The organism is Legionella pelazae (assembly GCF_052527395.1).
On record NZ_JBNVZS010000018.1, the window covers coordinates 13,148 to 38,925 of the forward strand.

The window sequence follows — 25,778 nt, forward strand, 5'->3', positions numbered from 1 at the left end:
ATAATTCGCAAATAAATATTCACGAATAGCTTCTCTGTTGCAAAGAACATTTATGGTACATTATGCACAATGAGTACTTTAATGAATTAATTTGGAGCTGAAATATGTTTAGCAATTACCAATTGGACACTACAATAAAAACCTACATAGAACAATTTATCAATGCTCGAATTATCGAGTTATTAGAGGCTTCTAACAATAATTACGAGTTAGTTAAAGACACCTTATTTTATCTTGTAGGTACAAGCCTTACAGGCACAAGAGTATTGCGTGACGGATATTCACTTCTTAAGCTAGAAGATTCCGATTTAGAAAAAGCATATGATGACCCGAGCTATATATCGAAAAACATCACCAATGAAATGAAAAACAAAGCAAAAAACTATTTTGTTTCACTCATAAAAGCATACATTAAAAATCCATCCACTAATTTTGTGGATGTCATAAAAGCAGCTGAAAATATAGAAACGCATTACTTTACAGAAAACCCATACTTGTTTGTATCAACACTAACTGGCCATAAAGTTCCTTTGGAAGCTTATGGGTGCGATACAGTTGAAGAAGTAAAACAACGGTATGAAGTAGCAACAGGTATACCCATCATTAATACTAGCAACGTTTGGCGTTTTTTTGGAAAAACCCTTCAAGATTCACAAACACTAATTGACCAAAATGTTACCCGAGGCTCCACCATTCATATGGGAATAAAATATTAATCAAGACAACTAATATTAAGAATTTAACTTCGTGATTTTTTCGTGATTGAGTTTATCCGTTAAATCTCACACCTACTGCAATTCAGCTCATAGTTGGCGCTAGTAAATGTCTATCAATATTAAAGGGTAGCAGTTTTTCATAATCATCTAGGGCCTGGAAACTTGACAATGCATCAAGCGCCTAGCGCAAATAATCATAAGGCTCCACCTGGTGATGTTTGCACGTTTCAATGAGGCTAAAGATGATGGCCTCTGCATGTGCGCCTTCGACGCTTTGGCTAAAATAGCCGCGCTTTTCTACCCATCACAAATGACTTAATAGCACGTTCACTTAAAGAGATATCTAATCTAACATCCTCAAGATAAATTAATGGTTTAGCCTATTGGTTTAGAAAGTGTAGCAACTGTCTTGAATTAAAATTCAAAACAGTTGCTATTATTAATTGAAAATTAAATGAGATTAACTATGAGATCAAAAAGATTAAAAGATAGGAAATATAATTCTGTAAAAAGACTTGTACAATTTTTACTTTAAAAAAACCTATAGAGGACGCGTTTAATAAAATTAATAAGGGAATAAAAGAAGCAGCTGAAGAAAAACAACAGACTTTAATGAAAAAATAAGAGGCTGTCCGTATAAGGCAAATTAGGGTTTTCTCCAAATTAGGATAGAGCCCAAAATTTCTACGAGTGACTCAGGAGGCACGAGCCATAAGATGACGCCACTACTTATTTCCCACCGCAGTTAACAATATGACATGTTTCGCTGTTTCACTAATATTAAGTATATTTCGCACCTCATTATCGTAAAATGCACCTACCGCGCAAGTGCCTAATCCACGCGCTTGGGCAGCGAGGTAAGTTGTTTCTCCGCCTAAACCACATTCTAAGTTGGCATATCTGTAATCTCTTTCGCCATGTAGTTGGCCTATCTGATTTAAATCAATGGTCCAGGCGATAACAAAAGCAGCCCTTTCAAGTAGTTCTTGAGAAAGCCCTGCCTTATAAATTTCTTTTGAGAAATCGCCCTCTCTAATTTTCTCCAAAGCCACTTTTTCAGGAATATATCGGTATACCCCTTTTGATAAACCTTTTACATTGCTGACAATAACAAATATTTCAACTCTTCTACCATCTTCGACAATATGTGGGTTTCTAAGCGGGGTGAATGATTGGTGAATGATGCCAGCAAAATCTTCAAGACTAACCTCTTTCTTGGAAAATTGACGAAATGATCTGCGATTTTTAATAGTGGTAAAAATATCATCTTCCACTATTGACCCGGAAGGTAATTGGATAAGAGTATCCGCAGCGAAAACTTCATTGCGGTATTTTTGCATATCAACTTTGGGAGCTCTCATGAATCCCTGTTTCCATTGCACAGAGGTTAGCTGATAGGAAAGACGAGTCTGTTCAATATTTTGAACTTCCTTGGGTAGAGTTGCTGATGTAAATTGTGGTATTTCTGTAAGTTCAGTTAACTTATTTTTCCCAAGTACAACCATTGATAAAACACCTTCATCTTGTTGTGATAATCCCAAAACACTTTTCATTTGCTCATCGTCAAAAAAAGCTGTACTAACAAAAGGTAACCGCATTGATGATGCTGCAACAGTGATATTGCCTAAAATGTGTCCTGCATCTGGCAGTATATACCGGAATGAACGTTCCCGATATTTCCAAATGGTACGGTCAAAATTCGCTGTGATAATAATAATGGCAGAGGCGTTTTTCTGTAAGTCATGATAAGGACTTGCCATAGAAAGGGATTGCAGTGATTCTTGGTTGCTAATCTTAGTCAGACTGTGATTGGCTGGATGGTAATAATAAATACCTGGTTGAAGTCCTTCCACTTTTATTGCAGCAATATATAAATCATTGGGATATAAGGCACCTGCGGATGCAGCGGCACGCAGTAATAATTGCACTCCAGGATAATTTAGCTTTTCTGTCACACCACTTGAATAGTAAAGTATATTAGATAAATTCTGTAAATTCAGAGGCGCTACAGAATTTATTATTTCTTGAGATAATGCCTGAGCAAGCGATCTGCCTGAACCTGTATCAGGTGTCGGTAGAGCAACAACTGAATAATCAGGATAATGTTTAAATTCTTCAGGTTTAATAATATTAAATCTAGGACGAAACACGCTGTCACGAGTGATATCTCCCAGATGGTGGATATAACTAGTGGAGTCTATTTTCTTTTCTTTAGACACAAGCCAGATACGATGACCGATTGCTATTTTGGGGTTACTTTCAATCAGCGTTTTAGTTGTTGGAGTAATGAATTCATAGATTATAATAGCTATTGCAGAACAAAGGATGAGCGTGATGATAATTAAAAAAAGGTTTTTGACTCGCGGCTTCCATTGTGTATGGGTATCGTTAAGCAAAATAGAAGGACTATTTTTTTTAAGCCACATCGAAACGATAGGTAGCTGAAACCAAAGATGGACAGCAACTAAAAACAACAAACAATAGCCAAACAAATAGTGTAAATCAAAGGGAGGCAAATCCATTCTTGCTACCCAAAACAACCCAAGACCCGCTGTTATGAGTAAATAAAAAATCAAATAAATTGCCGAGATCATATTGATGTCTCTTCTTTTTACGGGACGTCCGATAGCGGCACGTATAAGTAAATAGACAATCATCAAAGTAATAGGAAGAGAAAACCAAAAAAATTTTTCCATGGTCTATATCGAGTCCAGTCAGGATACTACAGAAGTATCGCTTTTCTTCTTAGAATATCCCATTTTATATCTTTTCTCTGCAAAATCTCTAATTTCAAAACGAATTTGCGGTATTCATTAAGCGAGATAAAAAATATTTTTTCTATTATTTTCTTAATTAATAGTGCAGCTGAGTTCTATGTCTTGAGTTTTGTTTTGTTAAAAGTAACTAACGGATTCCTAATATTCATCATAGACATCATCATAAATAACCTTTTTAGATTAAAAGCAAGGAAAGAAAATAGCGATAATGCGAAATATGGTATTAAATAGAATAATGAAAAATAAGATCTGCTAGCAGAGGAATCGCGCAATTGGTTAAGCAAGGAAGGATTTACTTATATTGCCTATTTAAATTAGTTATCTTATTTCAATTGGCAGTGGTAACCAAGCTTGCAATGGCAAGTCACATCCTTACGTTTCAACAAGCCTTAGTTTTAGCCTGCGCAAACAATCCAGAGTTAAAAGCCGAAATGGATAAAGCCCGTGCTATGAAAGGTTTTTTTATTCAAAGCAAACAATACCCAAACCCTACTGTTTTATTAGAAGCGGAAAATATTGGGGGCTCTGGTAGTTATCAAGGGTTTGAATCAGCGGAAACAACCTTGTCTGTATTTCAACCTATTCCATTAGGGAATCGATTGCAATATGCACAATTTGCAACCTTAGCGGATTATATTGCTAGTCTTGCCTCTATTGCTGTTCAGCAGTCACGTTTATATATTGCTGTCGGTACAGCTTATATTGATACTTTAAATGCTAGCCAATGGTATCAAATAACAAAAAAACTAACTAGACTTAATGAGCAAATTGTCACGGAAATAAATCGCCGAGTCATTGCAGGTGCTGGTTCCCAACTTGATTTAAAGTTAGCGCAAATTAGATTAGGAATAGCAAGAATTCAAGAAAAGCGAGCTTATCGGGATAGGGTCATTTCTCGTACTAAGCTGGATCGTCTAATTGGAAAACAACTATCTCCCAAAGAAAAATTAACTTATCGAGGTTTAGTACATCAACAGGGAACCTGGGGGCCTATTTCCCAACGGATAGATTGCAGTCCAAGTATAAAAGAAAAATTACTTCGATTGAAAGCTAAGCGCGCAACAATTACCTCCGTTAAAAAAAATATTTGGCCAAACCTGACTCTACAATTAGGTGTTAGACATTTCTCTGATGATGGCAGTAATGCAGCTGTTATATCTGCTTCAGCACCGCTACCTGTTTTTGATAAAAATCAAGGTAAAATTGCTACAGAAGAAGCAGGGTATACACAAATTTGGCATGAGATTCAGGGTCTGCGTCTGGAATTAAAACAAAATTTATATGCTTTGTTTTTACAAGGGAAGCAAAGCTATTATGAATTGCAAGAAGTGAGGCAATCTCTGCTACCTCTGGCTAGAAGGGCAGTTTCGCTCGCTCGTCAAGGATATCAACAAGGTCGTTATACCTATATTGAATTAGCTAATGCCATTACGGTTTTATATGAAGAAGAAAAACATTTTCAGCAAGTACATGCCGAAAATCATAAAGTAGCCATTCAAATTAATGGATTATTAGGCGTATGCAAAACTCAGGATGTTAAATGAATCGTGATCATACAAAAAAATATAAAAAATACACCAACTATCAACTATTGAATATAAGTCGATGGGCAACCGTGATTTTGAGTATATTAATATTCTTGCTTGCAACTATTTCTTATTCAGAAGGTAATCATGCAACCCAAGCAACGAGTGACCAACAACCAAGAGCGAAAGGCCCCCACGGCGGTAGATTATTAACTAAGGATAATATTGCTGTAGAAATTACCATGTTTGAAAGAGGCATGCCGCCTCATTTTCGTGTTTTTTTATATGAGAACAATAAATTAATTATCCCTAATAATGCAAGCCTACAAATCACACTTAAGCGATTTAGCGGTGAAAAAAACTTTATAAGCTTTAAACCAATTGGTGAATTCCTACAAAGCGTAGAAGTGATTAATGAGCCTCATTCATTCGATGTTAACGTGATTCTTCATTACAATAGCAAAACGTACTCATGGAGTTACTCAAGTTATGAAGGGCGAATAACCATTGAGCCTGAAGTTGCAGCCGCTGCAGGTATTAAAGTAAAAATTGCAGGTGGTATGACGCTTGAAAAAAAGTTAACTGTAATTGGTAAAATTAGTCCTAATCGTGACACCTTAGCCAAAATAATTCCGCGTTATGCAGGCATTATTAAAAACTTGACTAAAAGTTTAGGTGAAAGTGTTAGGCAAGGTGAGGTGCTAGCTGTCATTGAAAGTAATGAAAATTTACAAAACTATACCGTTGCTTCTCCCATATCTGGTACTGTTGTTCGCAAACAAGCCACCATAGGGGAACTTGCTACAGGTAACCAACCTATCTATGAAATTGCAAATTTAGATACTGTCTGGATTGATTTAACCCTTTATCGTAAAGACGTTGCTTTAGTTAAAAAAGGAATGAAAGTAACGGTAATAGGAGATGAGGGAATACCTAGAGTAATGTCAAAAATTAGTTATGTTTCCCCCTTTGGTATTGAAAACAGTCAAACGACCTTTGCTCGAGTTATTTTGCCTAATAATAAGCAACAATGGTTACCTGGTATGTATGTAAAAGCCTCTATTACACTTGCAGAAAAAACAGTAAAAGTTGCTGTACCGCGTACAGCCCTGCAACATTGGCGTGATTGGGATGTTGTTTTTGTACAAAAAGGTAATCAATATGAAATAGCAATCGTTGAAATAGGTGAGCAAGATAATGATTGGCTAGAAATTCGCTCAGGTCTTAAGCCTGGGCAAGCCTATGTTGCTGAAAATAGTTTCTTTTTGAAAGCTGATTTAGGAAAGGCTGGAGCTAGTCATGACCATTAGAGGCACCAGATGCTTGAAAAAATAATTTATTTTTCATTAAAACATCGTGGATTCATCTTATTATTTACTTTTGCTATAGCTCTACTTGGGATGTATAACTTCCAATATTTACTCATTGATGCTGTTCCTGATATTACTAATGTTCAAGTACAAATTAATACTCAAGCACCTGGATTTACTCCTTTAGAAGTCGAGCAACGGGTGACTTTTCCTATAGAAACGGCCATGGCTGGTATGCCTTCTTTAGATTATACTCGCTCTTTGTCGCGTTACGGCCTCTCACAAGTTACTGTTGTCTTCAAAGATGGTACCAATATTTATTTTGCACGCCAGCTCGTTAGTGAGAGACTCCAAGAAATTAGAAGTAAATTACCGCAAGAATTAGAACCTTCTATGGGACCCATTTCAACAGGACTTGGCGAGATTTTCATGTATACCGTGAGCAATCAGCCAAGGCTGGCTAAGGACAAGCAGTTTTCTCCAATGGAATTGCGTACTATTCAAGATTGGATAATTAAACCTCAGTTGCGTAACGTTCCAGGGGTGGCGGAGGTTAATGCAGTTGGTGGGTTTAAAAAACAATACCATGTGACGCCTGATCCAATGAAATTAGCTTATTTTAATTTAAGTTTTAAGGACGTGCTTACTGCTCTAGAACACAATAATGCAAATACTGGGGCAGGTTATATTGAGCGCAATGGAGAGCAATACTTAATTCGCGTTCCAGGCCAGATTAACAACATGAATGAAATTAATGATATTGATATAACTGCTTATGAAGGAATTCCAATCCATATTCGTGATGTGGCGAAAGTAAGTTTAGGTAAGGAACTACGTACGGGAGCCGCTACGGAAAGTGGCAAAGAAGTTGTCATGGGCACAGTGTTTATGTTAATGGGCGAAAATAGTCGTACAGTTTCTGAAAGAGTAGCTAATAAATTACTGGCTATTAATAAAACATTACCGCCAGGGGTAGAAGCAAAGCCTGTTTATAATCGTACTACCTTAGTGAATGCCACTATAAATACCGTCAAAAATAACTTATTAGAAGGGGCACTTTTAGTGTGTGCTGTGCTCTTTTTATTTCTAGGGAACGTCCGCGCTGCTCTTATTACCGCTTTTGTAATTCCTCTATCTATGCTACTTACTATAACAGGGATGGTCACCAATCAAATTAGTGCAAACTTAATGAGTTTAGGTGCATTAGATTTTGGCTTAATTGTCGATGGTGCAGTGATTATCGTTGAAAATTGCATGAAGCAATTAGGATTGCAGCAGCATCGCCTACAACGTAGATTAACTACCGAAGAGCGATTAGACATTACAGCTTCAGCTACCACCGAAGTGATACGTCCGAGTGTCTTTGGCGTATCTATTATCACCATAGTTTACCTTCCAATTCTCACGCTTACAGGTGTTGAGGGTAAAATGTTTTTACCCATGGCAGAAACAGTGATTATGGCTTTACTGGCGTCTCTTTTATTTGCCTTAACCTTTATTCCTGCTGCTATCGCAGTTTTTTTACGTGGAGATATTCAGGAAAAAGACAATCGACTGGTCCAGTTTGCAGCTAGAGGGTATCGATGGTTATTAGTTCACTGTTTTAGACATCGTATTGCAGTGCTTATTCTAGCATGCTTGTTAATTTTTGTAAGCTTAGTCATTGCCTTACGTTTAGGCAGTGAGTTTATTCCAAATCTTGATGAAGGCGATATTGCTCTGCATGCACTTCGGATTCCTGGTACAAGTCTAACCCAAGCAGTACAAATGCAACATCTACTAGAGCAGCGCATCAAGCAATTTCCAGAAGTCCAGAATGTCTTTGCTAAATTGGGTACTGCTGAAATTGCAACCGATCCTATGCCGCCCAATGTCGCTGATACATTTATTATTTTGAAACCACGTAGTAAGTGGCCAAATCCTAAAAAGACAAAACAACAATTTATTCATGAACTAGAAGAAGCTGTTTTAAAAATTCCGGGCAATAATTACGAATTTACTCAGCCTATTCAAATGCGTTTTAATGAACTTATTTCTGGCGTAAGAAGTGACGTAGCTGTCAAGGTATTTGGTGATGATATGCCAACTTTACTTGAGAGTGCAGAAGCTATTGGCAAGGTATTAGAAAAGATTCCAGGGGCTGCTGATGTTAAAGTTGAGCAAGTTACAGGTTTACCTCTTATTACAATTGAGATTGATCGGCCTGCTCTAGCACGTTACGGGGTGCATATAAGAGAGGTACAAGAAGTGATTGATATTGCATTGGATGGCGAAAAGGCGGGCGTATTACTTGAAGGGGATAAACGCTTTGATTTAATCGTACGCCTTCCAGAGGCATTACGAAGTGATCCTAACTTTTTGCAACACATTTTGCTGCCGCTACCAGAAACAGCAAAGGGCGATAGGCATTTTATACCACTTACGGAAGTTGCCAAAATGATACAAAGTGAAGGTCCTAATCAAATCAGCCGTGAAAATGGTAAGAGACGGGTAGTTATTACTGCAAATATTCGCAACCGAGATTTAAGTACCTTTATTACCGAAGCAAAACAGAAAATTGATGAAACTATTAAAATTCCAAGTGGTTATTGGATTGCTTGGGGAGGGCAATTTGAACAATTAGAGTCGGCTACCAAGCGCTTACAAATTGTTGTTCCCATTACTCTAATAATCATATTTTTATTATTGTTTATGGCACTAGGCGAGGTAAAAAGTGCTTTACTAGTATTTACTGGCGTACCCTTAGCGCTTACTGGGGGTGTTATAGCGCTCTGGTTGCGTGCTATTCCATTCTCTATTTCGGCGGGAGTAGGCTTTATTGCTTTGTCAGGAATTGCAGTTTTAAATGGGCTGGTGATGATTACTTTTATCAATAAATTACGCCAAGAGAAAAAGTTAACTTTAGAAGAAGCCATACACCAGGGAGCAGTGGCACGGTTAAGGCCAGTACTTATGACTGCGCTAGTCGCTTCCTTAGGATTCCTTCCAATGGCTTTAGCAACAGGCACAGGCTCAGAAGTGCAAAGGCCACTCGCTACCGTGGTAATTGGCGGCATCATTTCCTCAACTTTTCTAACATTACTTGTATTGCCTGGGCTGTACTATTTATTTCATAAACGAAAAAGTAGTAGTTAATAAATTATGGTATAACTATAATCGGAAGTAGGTGACCTATAAGACGCCCACTTCTTGTCTAAACATAAATTATTTATTATAAGAACTGCTTGCTGAATATAGTACAGCTGTACTTGCGGCGGCGACAGTGGATGTAGTAAATAAGCCAAAACTCTTTAAACCATTGCTATAGGTTGGTGCTGGATTATATTCTTTTAATACTAAAGCGCACTGAGACATATCATGTTCTTTGCCCTCTAAACTTTGATGATACAAATTAACATATTGAACACCGTTTATTGAGAAATCTTTTACTTTGATTTCATTATAAAAATGCATAGCGCGGTGAGAAGGTTCAACAGTAATTTGTTTTAATATACTTAGTTTGTTTTGAGTGCTTCTATCTCTTAACTTAGTCGATAATGCTAATTGGGAAAAATCAAACTCTAGGCCACTTTCTTCTAGGAAATCGACAATTTGGTGAAAGGCAATTAATGAATGCTTATTGCTAGGTCTTACAGAATGTGCAGTAACAATAAATCGTTCAGCACTTTTATGGCAACCAGAAGTTACATCCGCCTGAGTAAAAGTATTTTTAGGCAATATAGGTAAGATAGGGCCATGACAGGCAATATCCGGTAAAGGGTCAGCAGTAAACAATACCTGTATTCTATTAATATTGTTACAATCACTTAAATCTGCAATTTGACTTGCCAAAGTAGCGCAGGTACCAGTTAATTTATCTGCATAAGCACCACGTATAAAGTTACCCGGAACCGGCTCAAATGCAGAGGCATTAATAGATAACTTATCATTAGAAATATCTTTTAATTTTTTGCAAATCCATAAGACTGCCGCGCCACCTCGACTAAATCCATATAAATTTAAATGTACTTTTCCATTTTCATCAATTATAGATTTGACTTTCTTTACAATGTCATTAACTTGTTTTTCTAAATTGAATGTAAAAATGGCTCCTAAATCTAATGGATGTTGATTATTAATACCACAACCATCTAAGCAATAATTGACTGTTTTATCATTTTTAATGGCCAAGGCGTGCAGGACATTAGCTAGCGATGTAATACCTTCATAAGAAGATAAATCATCTGCAGTTTCATCAGTTCCATTAATAAATACATTCATTGTTATGGTCATATAAATCTTCCATCAAAAGGTTTAAGAAATAATTAAAAAATTTTACTTTAAAAATTTTTAATAAACTATGCACAGAAATGAAGGGCAAATTTATATTAGCCCTGATATTTTGTCTATGACTAATAAATATTATTGTAAACGTGTTAGACATAAAGCATTGTGATCTTACTAATTTAAGCGTTGCTACGCTTGCTTTCTTGTGTAATATTTAGTCCCCGCCCGAGAAGTTTTTTAGAGTATTAATAAAGAGCTTTACCGTCTTTATTTATATTTATGCGAAATATATTAATATTTATGCACCTTTATAACTAAAAAATGTATATTTATGTTAATTAATCTATTTAGTATGCTAATATTTCGACCTATACATAATTTTATTGGTAAAGGTCATTATTAAGCATAATTTGATGTTTCACTCATGAACCTTAGCCAGATATCAAAAGCGTTTTGATTAGAAACTCATTGTTTCTATCTTCCTAAGAGGTAATTCATGTTACGTTTTTTAAGCGGTACTTTTCTTATCATTGGCGCGATTATTGGCGGTGGTATTCTTGCTATTCCAATTGTCTCTGCTAATTATGGATTTTCAACTACATTGGTTTTTATTCTTGCCTCGTGGTTGGTCATGACTAAAACTGGGCTATATGTGCTGGACTTAATTTTAAGTTGTCCTGAAAAATATAACTCTTATTATAGTATTGTTGGAAAATATTTAGGTGACAAGATGCAGCTTATCACCGTTACTCTATTTTTATGGCTGCTTTATTTCTCATTATCTTCTTATATTTCTGGCTGCACTTCGTTAATTATGAGTCATTTAACATGGTCTCATCCTTTGTTATCGCATTTTAATATTAGCCTGGGTTGTGTAATTATATTGGGTACAATAGTTATTATTAGCGCCAAAATTATTATACGCCTCAATGTTGTATTGGTTAGCTTTAAATTGTGTTTATTAGGAATCGCTATTATCTTTGGTTCTATGTATGCAACAAGTTCCGTTTCTACAAAAATAGTCGGAAATCCAACAGGCGCATTTGCATTGCTTATGGTTATTGTTAATGCCTTTGGCTATCAATTTATTATTCCCAGTCTAGTTTCATACTATGGCCGTGATAATCGAAATTTGTTTCAATGGATGTTGATTACCAGCACGACTGTTGTTTTACTTTTATATATCTCATGGCTTTACACCATCTATACTTTGATCCCTAGTGAGGGTAAGCATGGCTTATTGAGTATTTATCAAAGTAATAATCAATTGCTAGCATTTAATCATAGTTTAAAATTTTATTTACATTCAACAGTGATGTCGCAATTATTGTCGACATTTCAAGTCGTGGCTTTATTTGGATCATTTATTTGCGTTTCATTAGGCGTATTTGATTTTTTAGTGGATGTAATGAAAGCAAAAAATCGTTTTTGGGTAGGCGTAGCTACCTTTACACCTCCGTTAATTTTATCTTTATTTTCCCAAAATATGTATACTTATGCTATGTCTGCTTCTGGATATATTGCCATCATATTGGAAATATTTATTCCCTATTTTGCAAAAAGAAAATACGCCTATTTAAATTGTAATAGCTTAATAGAGTAGTATTTTCTAACTAAGCTAATTCAGCTTATTAAACGAATTAAATATAACTTAATTAACTATTATACCATTGATCTAACTTTTTCATTTAATCACTATATGCGTTGCAATTATTTATTTAAAATTGAGCAAATGTAATACTTTAAATTAGAGATAGTTTTGTAAATATACATAATAGCTTGATTATGCCGCTCTATATCGAGTTTAAGCTTGCTGTAATTGATATAAAAGAAGTTTTTCCTTACATATTTTTATTTATTAAGATGGACTTTTTTCTATTTTTCTTTAATGATCACTGCTTAAATAAATTGGAAAGAGTAATTTATGTTAGAAATTAATAAATTAAAATGGGTAGGTATTTTGAGCGTTTTCAGCCCTATTCAAAATGTCTTTTGTGATGGTGTCGCTTTTGCTCCCGCTCATCCATTTTACTTGGGCGCTCAAGCGGGTTATGGGAACCAAAGCTTTAAAAATGGCGATCCTGGAACTAGCGAATTTAATGGTTTCGTTATTACTTCAGTTAATACCGATAAATCCGATGACGGGCCCGCAGGGCGATTAATGGCTGGTTATGAGTTCAATCCATTTTTAGCTGTTGAGGCTGGAGTAGGACTTTATAGTGATCTTATCTGGCATATTACGACCTTTTTCCAGTCTGGTAGTGAAAGTCGCGTCAAAATGAAAGGAAATACCTATTCATTGGATTTGCTAGGTAAACTTTCTTACCAACCATTCGAAAAGGCAACCGTTTTTGCTAAAGCTGGTGCAGCTTATGTAAACACTGATCTTCGCCTCAGTAATGGCGTTCGATTCCATGAGCATTCTTATCGTCCAGTTGTAGCTGGTGGTATCGATATTCCAGTTAATCCCTATGTAACTTTCGAAGCTACCTATAGTTATATATTTTGGCAAGGAGATATTCACGATCCTGACCATACTCCTGCGCTAGATACTGTCTTGATAGGACTTGTAGTAAGAAGATAAATTTGAAATATCTACTTCGATTAAATCTCCTTAGCCAGCGTAGCGCACAAGGTTATTTATTTTAATGTGATCTAGTATTTTCTAAACCATTAGATCAATGTTGTCTTTAATAGATTAATTTTGAAATGAATAATTTCTTGATTACGCTGCGTTGCATCAAGGCTAGAGCTATTCAATGAGTGATATAAAATCCTCAAATTTTCCACCTGCGCTGCGTGGAATTGAATCAACAAAATTAAAATAAAAATTAAAAGGGTAATTAAAAATTATTTTGAGTTTATCTCGAATGACTTGTTCCTCTTGCGCTGTGAATGAGGTGGCTCTCACCAAGTTGATCTGAAGTTCCGTTAATGAGGTTTGTACAACTTGGAATTGAGAGCAAGAAAAAAGATCCATCATACGAATACCCTGACTTGCAAACGCTGGCCAAAATCGTTGTCCCCCAGGCATTTGCAACATGTTTCGTTTTCTTCCTAAAATCTGTTTCAATACAGGAAGATTTCTTCCACATGAGCAGATATCACCAGGAATAGCATAATCCCCGATATCATAGCGAATTAAGGGAGAGGAAAAATTATGGAGTACCGTTACGACAACTCGTCCAGGTTGATTAACAGCACAGGGTTTATTATTCTCGTCTAATATTTCAACCAAAACATTTTCAGACTGCACATGGTAATAGCCACTAACAGGGCATTCTAGTGCAATATATCCGCACTCTTTTGAAGAATAATTATCAACTAAGGGAACATCAAATACTTCTTTAACTAAATCACGTAAAGCGGGTTCAACTATTTCACTATGAGTATGTATCTTCTTAAGATTACCTAATTTTTTGCCATGCTTAGCTAAGTAAAGGGTAATTTCCCTTAGAGTAGAGGGATTACAATTTAAATAATCTGGGTTTACTCGTTGAAGCCATATCGCCTCTTCTTCTGGCGTGCATAACGTGAGATGATAGCAGGGTCCTGTTTTCACAATCGGATAAGTAGCAGGGCTCCAGGATAAAAATTTAGTTCCCAAAGGCGGCAGAGCATCTTTATTCTCCGTATAACGAATACTAGCAAAGGACTTATCAAATTCATCCCCATGCCAGAGATGATTTCTAAGTGAGAAAGCATTCCAATAAAACTGAGTGGCGATATTACCTTTGACTGTAACGGGCCTTCCTGTTGAGCCGCTTGTACTAAGTAACTCTGAGGGTTCGTGACCTGAAGGAACTTGCATTGCAAAAATAGACTCTCTTGCCTGTTGAAGATCTTCTCGTGTTAGTAGAGGTATTTCTTTCCAGGCTTGTTGCAACGCTTCCCAGTTTTTGAACGTAGGTAGATGCTTTAGTTTATCCTGATAATAAGGAACAGTTTGCCGTGAATAATTTAATAAAATTAATAATTGGCTAAATTGATTTTTCAAAATTTCAGCAATTGGAAATTTTTCTGAACAATTAAAATAATTAAGTTGGTAATATAACTGAGCACCCATTGGATGTGGAGCAGGCGGCCAAAGGATGCCTGGTATCGCACTGCTCATTTGTAAAGGAGATAACATCATTTATCAAAAGGCCACATTAAGTCTGAAATCCTTATAAACAATCGGTGGATAATGTGACACCGAAGAATAATCCTTGATTACTATAGTTAGATGTTCGAGGCAAAACAGTGCTTATTGAGCCTTCTCCACCAATGACGCCAGTCGAAGGATGCTCAATGGCATCAAAATAAGTTTCGGCTTGCCAGCCAACTTGAAAATCAATAGTAGCGCTTTTACCGGCACCTAAGAGACCGAAAGGATGCTTATAATCTACGCCCACTCGAAGGCCAAATTTTGGTATTTGTGTTAACCTACCCTCAAAGAATCTGCTTGAATCACTACGATGATGTGCTGATAGATGAAATTCTCTAGATCCGATTAGCAAGGCAGCATTGGCACTTGCAAATACATTAATCCCCTGAAAGAGATTATAAAATACGTCTCCTTCAATTCGCGGTCCTACCCCATGAAAATCGCTGATATTAGTAAATCCTCGATTTACTGTTATTGAGTCTGTTGTAGCATGGACTAAAAATCTTGAGTCAATTTCTGCATATTCAGCACCTATTCCATAGCGAATCAACCAACCATTATTAAAAGGATGCGTATGAGCAATAACACCGGACACTTCATCATAATCAAAACTAGTTTTACCTAGTACCGATGTCCAAGCGCCTTGAGGCAACCAACGTGGCTCTACAGCGAAATCTTCATCAGGAAAAATGGTTTCGCGATCACTCGTATGAAGTCTTTGCCATGCAAAAGTTATATCGTTATTGTTATAAAATTTTATTCCGCCAAAAAGATGAAATCCCCAATCATAGTCTAAGTCAACATTATAGGTATGCGTAGGGCGCCTAGTAAAAACTGTTGCATAATCTAAATCATCATTACGGGGCTGAAGATAAAGAGCATTCATCCCAATAAAAAAATTAGTTTGATCACATCCAGTAACTGGCCCCATACTACCAGCCACAGAAGGCTGAGTATTGCAAACACTAATAATAAACATACTTAAGGCAGTTTTTTTTAAAGAGGTCATTAATTCCTTCTCCTTTGAGGATTCTTCCTTGTTTTAATAGTCGTTAAATATAATCGAGAAAATTTTAGATTGGAAGAAGAAAATTATGATGTTATTTACCGGAGAAGACATTTTTTTATCATTGTGAAAAAGATTAATTTTATTCGACAAAATGTAGCGCAAATAACCAATGAAGTATTTAAATATTTCAAATGAATCCTTATGGCGAAGAAAACTGTAGGGCATATGACGTGGTCAATCGCATGTCGGATAAAAATTTATCTTAGCATAAATCGATGTTACTCACTGGATAAGTTATGTAGGTTATTGCCGTAGAGCAGAATAGCCATACTTCCAAGCCAGAAATAAAAACCTAAGAGTAGTTTTTCGACAATTACAAAGGGAGATAATAAAGCAAAGAAAAGGGCCAGAATACATAGATAACGGCTAGTTTTTGAACCATAAGTGATTAACGCAATAATATAAAGAGGATTCGCTAGCCAGGCAAGTTGAAAAGAAATTAAGCCCAACCATCCAAACAAGAAGAGTTCGTAACCATAATTTACTTGTAAAAGTCCTCTTTCAAAATCAGGCGTAATAGCTGCTGGTAAACACAACGATACTATATAAAATATCGCTGATAAAAAAATACATAAGGTTTTTAGTGAATTTTTTGTCATATTATATAACGAGTTGTGGTTAAGATAATTTAAATTAATTCGGGCTTTTCTTTTTAGTATTTCGCTATTACTTTCAAAGGCTTAGTATATTCTCATTAGTGTTCTTTTCTTAAGTGATCACAACGGGCGTCTTAGGCTTTAAGCAAACATACATGCTATTAACCCGTCCTTATATACTGCTAACAACTCATTTTTAGACACTTTTTAACCTTTCTATAAAGTTTAATGCGTAGTATATCTAATTAAGCTAGTATACCTTATTTCATTAAATATGATCAATTTGATTATATTTAAAACCATATAAGTTCTAATTAGAAAAAGGCTTTTTTAGCCGTAATCCAATAAATTCTATTTATTTTAAATTTACTTAACTTTTATAGGTTCAATCAAAGTTAGTTTTTTATGAGATGATATTATTTTTAAGCTGGTACTTAAATTTCTAGTATGAGTAATTGTTAATTAAGGCAAAAATTAAGTTAAAAATTTTATATAATTAAATTATATATCTTTGCTTACATTTAATTTGGACTTCATTGTTGAAAATTTATACTTAAATTATTCAAACAATAAAGCTCTTCAATATCTTTTTACTTAGAAAAGTTAATTAATTAGGTCTATTTGACTGGTTAGTTTTTTGCTTTCTAAATTAAACGAGGATGACACCTATGAGTAAGGCATTCACTAAAGAAACTAATCATGAAGAGAGGGATGAACTACCAGAAATTATAATGGGTAATACCAAAAATTATGTTACTCCCTATGGATTAGAGATGTTACAAAAAGAATTGCAGGCGTTATTTTATGTGGAGCGGCCAAAAATTGTTGAAGTGGTAAGGTGGGCAGCAGGAAATGGCGACCGATCTGAAAATGGTGATTATATTTATGGAAAAAGGCGCTTAAGAGAAATTGATCGCCGAATACGCTATCTTAATAAGCGAATTGAAACAGCTTGCGTAGTCGATCCAACCTTACAAAAAAATCTTCAAAAAGTATTTTTTGGAGCAACAGTGACTTATTCCCAACAAGATACAGAGAAAACCGTAAAATTAGTTGGCTTTGATGAAGCAGATATTGAACAAGGTAAGATAAGCTGGAATTCTCCTGTTGGCAGAGCATTATTAAAAGCTGAAATTGGGGATATTGTTATAGTTGAAACACCAAGTGGGAAAGAGGAGTTGGAAATCATAAAAATAGTCTATTAAGAAAAGTTTTATGAGATAAAGAAGCATCAACCTGAAAATTTCTTTTTCAGCTGTTCGGTGGTTTTTGAAAGCCTTAGACGGAAGTTATAACCCAGGCTCAGTCTATGGAAAATTTAACACTAGTTCCAGTTTAAAGTACATAAACATAATTTAGTTAGTCAATTATTTAAGTCAGTAATCTTTAAAGTAAGCCTAACAATTTTGGACTACATTCTTTATTTTATTAGCTATAATTTAAAAGATAAATAAGTATTAATTTTAGCGAAAGTAGGGAATTTATGAATTATTCCTTTTAAACTACTTGGTAGTTTTAAGGGAAAAATCTAATTAAGGAAAGATATGTTAGCGGATTTTTTCCAACTTTCATCTATACCAGCTAATCAAATTCAAGGAACTTATAGTTTACCTTTAGTTATTCTTTCCTACTTAGTTGCAGTTGGCGCTTCCTATGTCGCTCTTGATATTGCTAACCGTGTACGTGATATTGGAACTTCTTTTAATAATAAAATTTGGTGGATTTTAGGAGGCGCTTTCGCAATGGGCGCGGGTATTTGGTCAATGCACTTTATTGGTATGTTAGCGTTTATTATGCCTATGCCCATGGCCTATGATCCTTTCCTGACTGGTTTATCTATGCTAATTGCAATAATTGCATCAGGAATTGCCTTTTCTTTATTGCAAAATAAAGAAGTTAAAATAAGAGCGCTTGCCCTTGGTGGAATAATACTAGGATTCTCTATTGCATCTATGCATTATGTGGGTATGTCTGCTATGTTAGGCATGGAGATACGATATCTACCTGGTCTTTTCTTTCTTTCAATTATTGTTGCCATTATTGCGTCAGAGGCTGCTTTATACCTAGCTATAAAGAGCTCCCAAGTGTCCACACGGGCAAAAGTGCGTTTAAAGATTATTAGCGCTCTTATTATGGGCGCGGCTATTTGTGGAATGCATTATATTGGTATGGAAGCTGCTATTTTTTTACCTACTACCACCGACCATGTTCATACAGGCCATGCTGTAAATCACAATATATTGGCTATTAGTATCGCAATTGTTACTATTGTTATTATGAGTATTGCGCTTATTCTCTCTAGCTTGCAAGCTAAGTTACATGCTAACTCAATAGAAATGGCCAGAAAAGCAGGCATGGCGGAAGTGGCCTCTAATGTGCTTCATAATGTAGGTAATGCTTTAAATAGCGTAAATGTCTCTTCAGCGCTAATTACAGATCATCTGAAAAATATTAATTTACAAAATTTAAAAGATTTAAACAGCTTAATTAGCGAGCACCAGCAAAATTTAGGCGAATTTATTACCATTGACCCACGCGGAGCAAAAATACCCCTTTTCTTAAACAAAATGGCTGAATATTGGCATAGTGAGTTTGAGGCAGCTAAAAAAGAATTAAGTCAACTGATTCAAAATGTTCAGCATATTAAAAATATTATTGCAGCGCAGCAGAAATTAAGTGGCATTGTTAAATTTGAAGAGCTAATTTGTATTGACGATGTGATCGAAGTAGCGCTGATTATGGTAAGTATAAATTTTAAGCGTCATAATATTAATATAAAAAAAGTATATTCAAAACTTAAACCAATTTATATTGATAAGTCCAAGCTAACACAGATTTTAATCAATTTAATTGATAATGCTAAGCAATCCCTTTTGGCCTCTACCCAACATGATAAAACTATTACCTTACGTACAGGTTTGGTAAATGAAGATAAATTTTATATTGAAGTCATAGATAATGGCCTTGGTATTAGTGCACAAAATTTAGATAAAATTTTTCATCATGGTTTTACTACTAAGAAAAATGGCCATGGCTTTGGTCTACATGCCAGTGCTATAGCCGCTGCTGAAATGAGAGGATCTTTAAAAGCTAGCTCGGAAGGTGAGGGAAAAGGTGCTACTTTTAGAATGATTTTCCCTTATAAAATAGGCAAAGATTTTTCTTTAGAAAGGAAGCAAGAAGAGTATGTCTAAAGTTCAGCAAAATAAAGTTTTGTTAGTGGATGATAATCAGGCAATACATGAAGATTTCTATAAGATATTAAATGTAAAAAATGAGAAGGCAGACTCATTTCAGGAAACATTTAATAATTTATTTAACTCAGCCAATTTGCCGGAAACACGTGAAGCTCAAACTATAACGTTGCATTCAGCCTTTCAAGGCCAGGAAGCTTTGCAATTGGTTAAAAAAGCTATTGAAACTGATGAACCCTATGCGCTCGCTTTTGTAGATATACGTATGCCGCCAGGATGGGACGGGGTGTTAACAATTAAAAAATTATGGGAAGTAGACCCTAACATACAAATGGTTATTTGTTCAGCTCATTCTGATTACTCTTTAGAAGAGATTTCAAAAATATTAGATGGTCAAGATAATCTACTTATTTTAAAAAAACCTTTTGACGTTATTGAGGTTAGGCAGCTGACATCAGCTCTTTTAAAAAAATGGGAGCTTAAACGTGAAGTTTTGCTACAAATTAAAAATTTAGAGAAGGCAGTAGCTGAACGTACTGCTGAGCTGGAAAATGCGAATACCAATCTTGATAAGAATTTAACATTAACTAGAGCGACGATAGAATCTACACAAGAGGGTATTCTCGCATTGGATCAAAATGAAAATATCTTAATTTATAATCAAAAATTTTTAAATTTATGGAATATGTCTGCAGAATTAATTGAAAAAGGAAATTCATTAGAAGTCTTGCAAAAACTAGCCTCACAAGTTGAAAATTCGAGCGAGTGCTTAGCCATGATTTTAAACTTATGCAGGCAACCTAAAATGGAAAGTGTAAAAGAATTAAAATTATATACAGGACAGATATTTGAATTATATTCCCATTATTTTTCTCATGGTTTAGAAGATTATACGCTTGGCGTCGTCTTAAGCTTTCGAGAGATCACAGAAAATAAACATTTACAGGAGGAACTCCTCCATTTAGCTACCCATGATACTTTAACTGGATTACCGAATCGTATTATTTTAATGGATCGCCTACAGCAAGCTATAAACTACGCCAAGCGTAGTAATCTATTTGTAGGTATATTTATACTCGATTTAGATAATTTTAAACAAATTAATGATACGCTTGGCCATAAAGCGGGCGATGAGTTACTTAATTTAGTTTCGGTAAGGATGAAAAACTGCTTTAGGGAATCTGATACTGTTACACGTTTTGGTGGCGACGAATTCGTTATTATCTTAACTGGGCAAATCAATCTCGATAATTTTACTGCGCTAGCTGAAGACCTGCAAGAAATATTTAATACTCCTTTTTCAATTCAGGGAAGGCAGGTCAAAGTAGCAGGTAGTATTGGTATTAGTGTCTATCCTCTAGATGGGGAAACCCCAGATGAACTTTTAAAAAATGCTGATACTGCCCTCTACCATGCCAAGGAAACAGGCAGAAGTAATTTTCAATTTTATACCAGTGAGCTTAACTATAATTTAATAAAGCGAGTAGAGTTAGAGTCAGCACTGCAAAAAGCAATAGAAAATGACGAATTTATTCTCTTTTATCAACCACTTGTCAGTGTAGCCTCAAATAAGATAATTGGCGTTGAAGCTTTGTTAAGATGGAATCATCCAAAATTAGGTATGCTTGCCCCAAATAGTTTTCTCTCTACTGCAGAGAAAACAGGATTAATTATTCCAATTGGGAATTGGGTCTTACGTACAGCCTGCTTACAAACTAAAAGATGGCAGGAAGCCGGGTTTTCAGATTTAACTGTGGCAGTCAATATTTCCGGAAGTCAAATATTGAGAAAAGATTTTATCCAAATTGTTAAGGAAGCTCTTAAGGAGAGCGGCCTTGAACCACATTATTTAGAGCTAGAAATTACGGAACATATTATTTTAGAAAACTCTAATGATGTCTTTAATACTATGAGAATTTTAAGAGATATGGGAATTAAAATTGCAATGGACGATTTTGGAGTTGGTTATTCTAACCTTAACTATGTTAAATTTTTTCCTTTTGACAAAATTAAAATTGATAAAAGCTTTATTCAAGGTATTGATACCAATATAGATGATAAGAATATAATCGAAGCTATCATTAATATGACTAAATCTATGGGGCTTCAAGTTCTAGCAGAAGGGGTCGAAACGAAAGAACAGCTCGAATTTCTACGCAATCATCATAGTAATCAAATTCAGGGTTATTATATTAGCCCGCCTTTGGAAGCATCTAGTCTATCAGAATTTTTGAAAAATTTTAAATGAATTTAAATTGTCTCGTCTGCCTTGCCTTGATTAAAATTTTCCCAAATTTGCCATTCTTTTACTTTGCCATTGTACAATTTGTATAGATTCATGACATCCAATGTAATATGCTTATTATCTATAATACAAAATGCATTTTGTTTTACATGAAATGCAATACGGTCATTCTCTACAATGATATCTTTTATTTCACTTTTTAAATTCTGATATTTTTTGTGTATATTAGGTAAACGTGATTTCAAATCATTTAAATCAAACTTTTTTGACACAGAATGATTACATAATATAAGGTCAGAATCAAAATATTGATCAATCATATGTTCATTTCCAGGCGCAAACGCTGTTACAAAAGAATTGAATGCAAATTTATTTGCATCATTGTTAGTCATGATAATTTCTCCCTTATTGAATTAAAGTGAGTTTAGCAATATCCAAGAATTGCTGCTAGGGGCGTTGATAATTTACATATTCTTGGAATGACAAGGATTGATGGCCTTGATTGACAACATCGCGAAGTTCTTCACTGTCGCAACCTACCTAGCAATCATGGGTTTCTTATTAAATTAAATTGTCAACAATCCATAGTAAAAGTGGGCCAAAATAATTTAACCTATATTTGCTTCTTAATTAAGAGTATTGTTATTTGTTTTTAGCATTCTTTCCCTTATGGGTGACTGTAGTACTCCATTTTTTAGTTTTTTTCTTTACCTTTTTAACCTTAGATCTGGAAGCGTAGTTATCTGGTGTTTGTGGTTTTGAAACTGACTGTGGTAAATGATGGACTGGTTCAAAACCCGTAATTTCGCTGCGATTAAGCTTCTTTTTGATCAGCTTTTCAATGGCGAGTAGCAGCCCTATTTCATCTGCACTAACTAGAGATATTGCTTGACCTACAAAGCCCGCCCGACCTGTTCTGCCAATACGGTGGACATAATCTTCTGCAACCTGCGGTAAATCAAAGTTAATGACACAAGGCAATTTTTCAATATCAATACCTCGGGCAGCAATGTCAGTAGCAACTAAGACATGCACTTTTCCTTCTTTAAATTCAGTTAAGGCTTTAGTTCTTTGCGATTGAGATTTATTGCCATGAATGGCTACTGCATGGATTTGAGCTTCTGCCAGTTGCTTAACAAGCTTATTGGCGCCATGTTTGGTGCGCGAAAAAACAAGCGCCTGATCCCATTTATTATGATGAATCAGATGACCAAGGAGATCAGCTTTACGGTTCTTATCAACTGGGTGAATAGTTTGCTTAATACTAATGGCCGAAATATTGCGCGGCGCGACATCAATTTCAACTGGATTATGTAACAGTCCTTTAGCTAAAGACCTAATGTCATTTGAAAATGTAGCAGAAAACATTAAATTTTGTCTTTTCACTGGTAACAAACGAATAATTCGTTTTATATCATGAATGAAGCCCATATCAAGCATTCTATCTGCCTCATCAAGGATAAAAACTTCTATCTGATCAAATTTAATTGCATTTTGCTGATATAAATCGATTAAACGACCAGGGGTAGCTACTAAAATTTCTACGCCTGAGCGTAGCTTCATCATTTGAGGATTAATTTTTACACCGCCAAAGACAACAGTAGAACGTAACGTTAAATTAAGACTATATTCTTTAATACTATCGCAAACTTGTGCCGCTAATTCGCGTGTTGGCGTAAGAATTAAGGCAAGAGCTCGCCTGTCCTTAGCTCTTGGCTTCTTACTTAAGAGTTGTAAAATAGGTAATACAAAACTCGCGGTTTTACCGGTACCAGTTTGCGCTGAAGCTAAGACATCTTGCTGATTTAAAATAGGTGGTATAGCTTTGGATTGAATAGGTGTAGGGTTATTATATCCCAATTTATGCACATTTTGCACTAGAAGGTTAATTAAGCCTAAGGCTTGAAAATTCATCTTTTTCCTTAATAGATTAACAGAAAGCTTCACTGTAAAATAATATTAGTATTAATTAGCAGTCAGTTTGATTTTTTTATAATTCATTCGAATTTTATTTTACCACAATTTAGGGAAAAATACTTGTTCTATAAGAGCCTAGATTATTACCAGTAGATCGATTTTAACTAAGTCACATTATATCAACTGAAAAATATATTTACCTTATTGTAATATCAAGAGCGTCTATTGTTAGTTTCTGCTTATAAAAGTAAACTGATGAAGGAGCTATTATTTTAGCGCTATCAAAGATCAACTATTGAGATTAATCTACAGATATTAAATACTTTAATTGACAGGCGTATTTACCAAACAGGCAATTAAGAGCATCATCCTATTAAAAGCAAGGAAAAAAGCACTAATAGCTCTATTACCTGATTAGCGAGGAGCAGAAGCGAGTGACATTTTTGCAGATAACTTTTTCTTAGATTTCCCGAGAGAGGATTTAAAAAAGCAGACTCATTTGTTATTTGCAGAAGCAGGTTCTATCCTTCATTATAGTGATTGCTGAGAGTCAGCTATGTGGATTTTTTATAGCTTATGGCAACAGCGCTAATACTAAAATAAGCTTTTCTTTAACACCACAAAATCCTGCTTTAATTCAAGATTGTCAGTTAACCTTAACATAAGTTATCTTTAAGAGAATATTATTCCATTAAGTAAATTATCTAAAATAACCAACTACCCACTTATCCTGGGCAGTCATTTACATGTAATATAAGCAAGCCAATGATTAAGCTACCAATTAAAAATTCATCACAAATAATTTCTTTTTTTAGGAACACACCTAACTTTCCTGTTGTAATGTCAGTTATTGAAGGAAATAATCCTGGAAAGATTTGGGTTGATAATGCCATCACGCCTTCTATTTGTTCTATGACGAAAATCATTAGGATTGACCTTTAACGAAGTTGTAAGTAAGTATACTCTTCATTATCTTTATCGTGTCGTCTGGTATTATTAGCAGGCGGGCCAGCATTTAAAATCCGAAGTAATAAGGATAAGTCAGGATTAGGGATTAATTTGGCGTGTGAGTCTTTCAATTGTAGTTTACTTAAATCGATATTTTGTGTGGCTTTTAAGCCAGGCTTTTTAACAACAGCGAGTAAAAAATCTTCTTGAGATTCTATGTGCCCATTAGAGGTTTCTTTATAGGTACCTTGCTTAACTAATTCATGAGCAATCTTATTACAAAGTTTTGCAACATAGTTCAATTTTTCAGTATCAGATAGGCTAGCAGGTGCATTAAATTTTAGATAACCTGATAAGATACCTTGATAAAAGCGACTTAATTCAGCTATATCTTGAAATATAAACGTTTCATTAACTGGAATTAATTCTTCTAATTCTAATCCAGCTTCTTTAACAAACGTAGGGTAGTTATCGCCAGAGAGCTTAATACGCTCTATGTTAAAATCATTGAAGATATTTTTAAATTCAGGGTCATTGATTAATAAATCTTTTGCTATATCAATATAGCTTCTTTTAGTTGGAGTAGCCGCTTGTGGAAAATGAGCACGTCCTGGGAAAAAAATATAACCATGTCCTCCTGCTTGTAAGGCCCTATTTACATTTTTTAAAGCTTCTCTTTGTTTGACAATCCAATGGAAACAAAAGAAAGATATCATTGCATTATATTGTTGATAAAAAGGTAGCCGGGGATTAGTAATATCTTGCTTTTTAAAAAAAAGACTTGAATTATTTGCATAAGTTTTTTTAGCTTCTTCTATCATTGATTTAGAGTTATCTATAGCTACTACATGATCACTTTTTAATTCTGTCTTTATTTTCTTTGTTAAATGACCATTACCACAACCTATCTCTAAAACTCGCTTATTTTTATTGCGTTCACCTTCATGTTTTAATACAAAATCTGTAAATACTTTATCTTCAAAATAATGCTGTAAGCGAGAATATTCAGGATCACTATAGATTTTCCCATCCCAATTATCTTCTTGCTTTCTTTTCATCACTACTCC

Annotated in this window: 18 protein-coding genes; 9 read left to right on the forward strand and 9 right to left on the reverse strand. The window is 35.0% G+C overall.

Translation table 11 applies throughout. The annotated features are described in order from the left end of the window. Positions 1-122 precede the first annotated feature (122 nt). Entirely contained in the window at positions 123-716 is a 594-nt protein-coding gene (locus ACQUW5_RS14205; RefSeq protein WP_444991931.1) for a ubiquitin family protein, read from the forward strand. A gap of 725 nt (positions 717-1,441) precedes the next feature. On the opposite strand, the gene ACQUW5_RS14210 is transcribed toward ACQUW5_RS14205, so the two are convergent. Continuing rightward, positions 1,442-3,310, reverse strand: coding sequence for a SagB/ThcOx family dehydrogenase (locus ACQUW5_RS14210; protein ID WP_444991932.1), 1,869 nt, complete (start codon positions 3,308-3,310; stop codon positions 1,442-1,444). A 539-nt stretch (positions 3,311-3,849) separates the two neighbouring features. Here ACQUW5_RS14210 and ACQUW5_RS14215 point away from each other — a divergent pair. Genes ACQUW5_RS14215 through ACQUW5_RS14225 form a run of 3 tightly spaced genes read left to right on the forward strand, consistent with a single transcriptional unit; the run spans position 3,850 to position 9,464 of the window. Beyond that, positions 3,850-5,037 carry a TolC family protein gene (locus tag ACQUW5_RS14215; RefSeq protein ID WP_444991962.1) on the forward strand — a complete coding sequence of 396 codons (1,188 nt, stop codon included), beginning with the start codon at positions 3,850-3,852 and terminating at the stop codon, positions 5,035-5,037. Continuing rightward, positions 5,034-6,329, forward strand: coding sequence for an efflux RND transporter periplasmic adaptor subunit (locus ACQUW5_RS14220; RefSeq protein ID WP_444991933.1), 1,296 nt, complete (start codon positions 5,034-5,036; stop codon positions 6,327-6,329). Before ACQUW5_RS14215 ends, ACQUW5_RS14220 begins: the two co-directional genes overlap by 4 nt. Before the next feature lie 9 nt (positions 6,330-6,338). After that, positions 6,339-9,464 carry an efflux RND transporter permease subunit gene (locus ACQUW5_RS14225; RefSeq protein ID WP_444991934.1) on the forward strand — a complete coding sequence of 1,042 codons (3,126 nt, stop codon included), beginning with the start codon at positions 6,339-6,341 and terminating at the stop codon, positions 9,462-9,464. Between the two features lie 69 nt (positions 9,465-9,533). Here ACQUW5_RS14225 and ACQUW5_RS14230 read toward each other — a convergent pair whose 3' ends face one another. After that, a complete protein-coding gene (locus tag ACQUW5_RS14230; RefSeq protein ID WP_444991935.1) occupies positions 9,534-10,601 on the reverse strand; it encodes a hypothetical protein in 1,068 nt (355 codons plus the stop codon). A gap of 490 nt (positions 10,602-11,091) precedes the next feature. On the opposite strand from ACQUW5_RS14230, the gene ACQUW5_RS14235 reads away from it, so the two are divergent. Both ACQUW5_RS14235 and ACQUW5_RS14240 read left to right on the forward strand, forming a co-directional pair. Next, complete coding sequence (locus tag ACQUW5_RS14235; protein ID WP_444991936.1) at positions 11,092-12,198, forward strand: aromatic amino acid transport family protein; 1,107 nt, start codon at positions 11,092-11,094, stop codon at positions 12,196-12,198. Between the two features lie 357 nt (positions 12,199-12,555). Beyond that, on the forward strand, positions 12,556-13,179 hold the full coding sequence (locus ACQUW5_RS14240) for an outer membrane beta-barrel protein (RefSeq protein WP_444991937.1): 624 nt from the start codon (positions 12,556-12,558) through the stop codon (positions 13,177-13,179). Positions 13,180-13,347: 168 nt separating this feature from the next. Here ACQUW5_RS14240 and ACQUW5_RS14245 read toward each other — a convergent pair whose 3' ends face one another. The 3 genes from ACQUW5_RS14245 to ACQUW5_RS14255 form a co-directional block, all read right to left on the reverse strand. After that, positions 13,348-14,730: a phenylacetate--CoA ligase family protein gene (locus tag ACQUW5_RS14245; RefSeq protein ID WP_444991938.1), complete on the reverse strand. Its 1,383-nt coding sequence runs from the start codon at positions 14,728-14,730 to the stop codon at positions 13,348-13,350. A gap of 31 nt (positions 14,731-14,761) precedes the next feature. Further along, the gene (locus ACQUW5_RS14250) at positions 14,762-15,751 is read right to left on the reverse strand and encodes an Lpg1974 family pore-forming outer membrane protein (RefSeq protein WP_444991939.1); all 990 of its coding nucleotides are present in this window, start codon (positions 15,749-15,751) and stop codon (positions 14,762-14,764) included. Between the two features lie 278 nt (positions 15,752-16,029). Next, on the reverse strand, positions 16,030-16,410 hold the full coding sequence (locus tag ACQUW5_RS14255; RefSeq protein WP_444991940.1) for a hypothetical protein: 381 nt from the start codon (positions 16,408-16,410) through the stop codon (positions 16,030-16,032). Positions 16,411-17,075: 665 nt separating this feature from the next. Between ACQUW5_RS14255 and greB the strand changes: the two genes are divergently transcribed. From greB to ACQUW5_RS14270, 3 genes are all read left to right on the forward strand, one after another. Next, complete coding sequence (gene greB / locus ACQUW5_RS14260; protein ID WP_444991941.1) at positions 17,076-17,612, forward strand: transcription elongation factor GreB; 537 nt, start codon at positions 17,076-17,078, stop codon at positions 17,610-17,612. Between the two features lie 339 nt (positions 17,613-17,951). Continuing rightward, positions 17,952-19,601: an MHYT domain-containing protein gene (locus ACQUW5_RS14265; protein WP_444991942.1), complete on the forward strand. Its 1,650-nt coding sequence runs from the start codon at positions 17,952-17,954 to the stop codon at positions 19,599-19,601. After that, a complete protein-coding gene (locus ACQUW5_RS14270; RefSeq protein WP_444991943.1) occupies positions 19,594-21,849 on the forward strand; it encodes an EAL domain-containing protein in 2,256 nt (751 codons plus the stop codon). Before ACQUW5_RS14265 ends, ACQUW5_RS14270 begins: the two co-directional genes overlap by 8 nt. Positions 21,850-21,851: 2 nt before the next feature. Here the strand turns inward: ACQUW5_RS14270 and ACQUW5_RS14275 are convergent, their stop codons facing one another. The 4 genes from ACQUW5_RS14275 to ACQUW5_RS14290 form a co-directional block, all read right to left on the reverse strand. Further along, on the reverse strand, positions 21,852-22,238 hold the full coding sequence (locus ACQUW5_RS14275) for a hypothetical protein (RefSeq protein ID WP_444991944.1): 387 nt from the start codon (positions 22,236-22,238) through the stop codon (positions 21,852-21,854). Positions 22,239-22,488: 250 nt separating this feature from the next. Next, positions 22,489-23,760, reverse strand: coding sequence for a DEAD/DEAH box helicase (locus ACQUW5_RS14280; protein WP_444991945.1), 1,272 nt, complete (start codon positions 23,758-23,760; stop codon positions 22,489-22,491). Positions 23,761-24,488: 728 nt separating this feature from the next. Beyond that, positions 24,489-24,689: a hypothetical protein gene (locus tag ACQUW5_RS14285; protein ID WP_444991946.1), complete on the reverse strand. Its 201-nt coding sequence runs from the start codon at positions 24,687-24,689 to the stop codon at positions 24,489-24,491. A 12-nt stretch (positions 24,690-24,701) separates the two neighbouring features. Next, entirely contained in the window at positions 24,702-25,769 is a 1,068-nt protein-coding gene (locus tag ACQUW5_RS14290) for a class I SAM-dependent methyltransferase (RefSeq protein ID WP_444991947.1), read from the reverse strand. Positions 25,770-25,778: the final 9 nt, after the last annotated feature.